1 protein-coding gene and 1 pseudogene are annotated in these 3,262 nt (G+C 60.0%); both read right to left on the reverse strand.

What is annotated here, in order from left to right:
• The coding region (locus tag ABX749_RS26995; RefSeq protein ID WP_372898754.1) for a DUF4347 domain-containing protein at window positions 1-2,670 on the reverse strand (2,670 nt) is incomplete at its 3' end.
• A gap of 230 nt (window positions 2,671-2,900) precedes the next feature.
• Window positions 2,901-3,262: pseudogene (locus ABX749_RS27000) on the reverse strand (hypothetical protein); the annotation flags it as partial.

Consider the following 3,262-nt stretch of genomic DNA (forward strand, 5'->3'; position numbering starts at 1 on the left):
TCCCATCGCGATCCAATTTGATCCGTCGTCGATCGAATAGAACCAGGTTCCGTTACTCGCATCGACACCGGTCACCGCGATTCCCAGCATCGAACCGCCATCCACATCGGTGACGTTATCGAGTTCACCAGACGGCGTCGCGTCGTCGACCAACGAGGTGATCAACGTGCCCACCGCGCCGACCGGTGCAGGTGCATTCTCCGCCACGCCTTCCAATTCCGGACTGGCGGCGGAATTCAGGACGGGAGAGTCATTGACGCTCGTGACGCTGATGTCGGCGGTTTCAATCGAGGTGCTGAATGCCGTACTGCCACCATTGCTGGACGCATCGTCCTTCGTCCCGAACGTACCGCTGGTCTGGTCCCAAGCCCGAAAATCAAAACTCGCCGAGGTGGCGTTGCGGCCGTTGGGGACAAACCGAACCAGATCCGTGTCTCGCAGCAGCAACGCAGAGTTGTCCGAGACGGGGCCGACGGCCAGCCAGGTGCTACTGCCGTCGGTCGAGTATTCCCAGTCACCGTTGCCATCGGCGGTCGCCGTGATCGCGATCCCTTCGAGTGATCCCGAGTCGATGTCGGTCACCCGATCACCACCGGCGCTGGCGATGATCCAAGCCACGGAGTGTCCGGCGTTGGACGATTCGTCTTCGTTGATCGTGCTCAACGTCATGGAGCCAGTGTTGTCCAGCACCGGAGCGTTATTGTTGCTCGCGGTCAGGTTCGACGAAAACTCGGACGTCGCGTTGGTGGTCAAGTCGGTCGCCGTTGCCGAGATGACTTCACCGACTGCAACCGCCGATCCCAGCGTCGGACTGAACGATGCATCGCCCGTTCCATCGGCCGTGACGTTCACAAAGCCCAGAAAACGCTGGCCTTCGCCGTAGCCGCTGGCGTCACCGGTCGCATTGGCAAAAAACTCGATCCGGAACGAGCGACCGGGCGTCGAAGCCAGCGTGCCGACGATCGTCGTCGAAGGTCCCGATGCGACCGCCGTGAGCACGGGGAAGTTTTGCAGATCGTTGGCACCTGAATCCAGGTCCGGCGTCGGCGTCAATTCGCCGTCATTGACCGTGACACCGTCGCCTGCCAAATCGATCGCCAAACCGCCGTTGGAATGAATCGAGTTGCCGAGAATGGAATTGCCGGTTCCCGACGATTCGACCTGAACACCGTCGCCGACGTTGTAGGCGATCACGTTGGCTTGACCAGCTGTCGTGCCGCCGATCGTGTTGCCGGATCCGGCGATCACGATCCCATCGCCCTGGTTGGCCAAGGCACTCGAGCCGGTCGCATCGGTGCCGACGTAATTGCCCTGCACCACGGTACCACTGACCCCCGCGCCGATTGCGATCCCGGCGCCATCGTTTCCGCCGATCAGGTTGCGATCTGCGACGGCCGCGCTGCCGATCGTATTGTTGTTGGCAACGATCGTGATCCCGTCCTGCAGATTACCCAGATCGGAACCACCACTGCTGTCGGTGCCGATGAAGTTGCCGAGAATCGAGTTGCCGGTGCTGCCGATTTGGATTCCGCCGAGATCAAACCGGTTGATCACCAGTCCCCTGATCGTGCTTCCGTCGCTACCGGCGCCAAGGTCCAGGCCAAATGTCGTTCCGGCGGCCGATCCGTCGAGCTGGATATTGAGCACTGCATCGTCACCGATCGACAACGTGTTCACCGACGAACCGGATTGGGTGTAGCCGTCGATCAAGACCGCGTCCGTGATCGTCGGAAGCGCAGTCGACAGATTTATCGAATGCAGCCCTGGCCCGCTGATATTGAATTCAATGGTGTCCAACCCAGACAATGCGTTGGCATCCAAGATGGCTTGGTGCAGCGATCCGGCACCCGTGTCGTTTACATTCGTGACCGTAAACGTCGCCAACGCGCCGCTCCAGGTCTGCTGCGCCTGGACATCAAACGCGACAGACGTCTCGATCGAACCGAACGTGTACTCCAAGTCCCAATCGCCGCCGAGTGCCTGGTTCCCCGTCACGTCCTCGCTGGCCGCGACATCGCAATCACACAGTACCGCGATCGAATCCACCAACGCGCGTCCGTCGTCGGAACCCGCCAAGTCACATCCATACAGCAATAAGTCGGCATCGGGATCCATGGCGCCGCCCCACGAAGCGATGTCGCCGGAATAGGCCGAGATCGTCTCGGCGTCCAGACGCGCGTTGCCAAGTTGCAGCCCCTGCCGATCGCCATGGCTGACCAGATGGACCGCGTCGACACCGGAGAGTTCGCCGAGCGTTTGCGTGATCTGGCGGATCCCATCTTCATCCGATGACAGACGGACGATCCACCACTGCGTTCCATCGGCGGCCTGGTCTCGCAATCCGTCCAACAGCAACTCGGCGTCCTCCACCGATTCGTCGATGAATACGACTTCGAGCGGACGCGACGGATCGAAACGAGGAGACTCAGCGGACTGGCCGAGAAATGATTGCTCCGATTCGGCGACAAGAAGCTCGCCGAACGCAGCGTCGCCCCACTCGCTCGCTTCGCCTGACGGACCCGATTCGAGCATCTGAACCAACATCGCGTCGAGGAGTTCGACATCCGCCGGAGTGCCCGACACACCCTCTACAGAACCCTCTGCGCTGAGCAGGATTCGGTCTTCCAGCAAGTAGAAGTCGAAAACGCGTCTGGGTTTCTTTACAGGCAAGGATTCGTTCCGGGCGTTCACAGAAGGGTCGACAAATGCACATCGACTCTACGTCTATCGGCGGGTCTGTTCCAAAGGTAGGACGCGAACCGGCAGAATCGGGAGAGATCTATGCCGAGTCTCGCCAATGCGGGGCAACCTCAACGAGGGATTCTGCCGATCGCAGTGATCAGCCGGAAGTTAACGATTGCAACCGGAGTGCTCCGTCAACTTTTCCACTTGGCCGGGCCTTATTCGCCTCGTCTCAACAGCGATTCCAACCCCTCGTCGGATGTCAATTGTGAACTTCGATAGGCCGACAGCATCGCGATCGGGTCGATGAATCGCCATGCCGGAAGGCTCGATGCGAACACCGACATCAAGGCGCCGCCGCGCAATGCCCAGAACACATAGCCGATCGAAAACACACTCATCCCTGCTCCGGCGGCTCCGACGTAGACCATCATCGCAGTTTCCTGTTGTTCTTGAGCGTTGTCCCACTGGGTCCAAACGATCGCCTGTTGCAAGTCTTGACGTAGCAACCGTTCGAGTTGCTGTAGTTCCGGCGAGTAGGACAGCACCAGACTCGAGGCGTTTTCGGCAACCGAATACA

This window comes from Stieleria sp. (assembly GCF_041595215.1).
Taxonomy (GTDB): domain Bacteria; phylum Planctomycetota; class Planctomycetia; order Pirellulales; family Pirellulaceae; genus Stieleria; species Stieleria magnilauensis.